Genomic DNA, 1,139 nt, shown 5'->3' with positions numbered 1-1,139 from the left:
CTAGTGTAGCGTGTCGTTGATTACTTTGGGTCTGATTGTTTGTCAGACTTGATTCATGGTTTATCTGGCAAGGGCATTGGAATTGCGCGACGGGGACCGAGGGGACCTGGAGGCCCTGACGCGTGGGAAAGCGTCCACCGCGACAGTGGCCTTGCGGGCGCGCACGGTCTTGTTGGCTGCCGACGGGATGCCGAATATCCAGATCGAGAAGATCACCGGGTTTTCGGCACCCACGGTTTTGAAGTGGCGCAACCGCTACGCCGAGGGCGGGATCGAGGCCCTGTCCGATGCCCAGCGCCCGGGCCGGGAGCGGGAGATAGACGAACTCGCCCTGATCGCTGACACCCTGACCAATGACGGGAACCCGCCGGCGGAGCTGGGAATCTCGCACTGGTCGGCTCGGATCATGGCCGAACGCCACGGAATCTCCTTTTCCTCCGTCGCCCGGATCTGGCGCCGTTGGAAAATCCAGCCCCACCGGATCGAGACGTTCAAGTTCTCCACCGACCCCGCTCTGGAGTCCAAGCTCCGGGACGTAGTGGGCCTGTATATGTCCCCGCCGGAAAACGCGGTGGTGGTGAGTATCGATGAGAAGACCCAAATCCAGGCACTGTCCCGCACCGGCCCGGACCAGCCATTGTCCCCGACGCACCCGCTGCAGCAGACCCACGACTACAAGCGCAACGGCACCACCACTTTGTTCGCCGCCCTGGAGGTCCTTACCGGCAAACTCAGCGCGAACGCCTTCTACCCAAAGCACACCAACATCGAGTTCGTCGATTTCCTGGGCCGGGTCGCCGATGCCCACCCCGGGGTTGAACTGCATGTCATCTGCGACAACTATGCGACCCATAAGCACCAAAACGTGAAGGACTGGCTGGCCGAAAACCCGCGCGTGAGCCTGCATTTCACCCCGACCAGCTGTTCCTGGCTGAACATGGTGGAAATCTTCTTCGGGATCATCACCCGCCAGTGCCTCAAACGCGGCGCATTCAGCTCCATCAAAGAGCTCGAACAAACCATGGAACGGTACATCGAGAACTACAACCAGGACGCCAAACCATTCACCTGGACCAAATCAGCGGACTATCTCCTGGGCAAGATGAAACGCAAACAAACCATTAACACGGAACACTAGG

General features: G+C 59.8%; 1 protein-coding gene. It reads left to right on the top strand.

Features of this window, described 5'->3' with window-relative positions; translation table 11 throughout:
• Window positions 1-55: 55 nt before the first annotated feature.
• Window positions 56-1,138 (top strand): IS630 family transposase, encoded by a 1,083-nt coding sequence (locus tag ACX80X_RS21230; RefSeq protein ID WP_252609431.1) that lies wholly within the window; start codon window positions 56-58, stop codon window positions 1,136-1,138.
• Window position 1,139 lies beyond the last annotated feature (1 nt).

This window comes from Pseudarthrobacter sp. MDT3-1 (assembly GCF_054510755.1).
The sequence above is the reverse complement of the archived record's forward strand: the minus strand, read 5'-3'. Positions and strand labels throughout refer to the sequence as shown.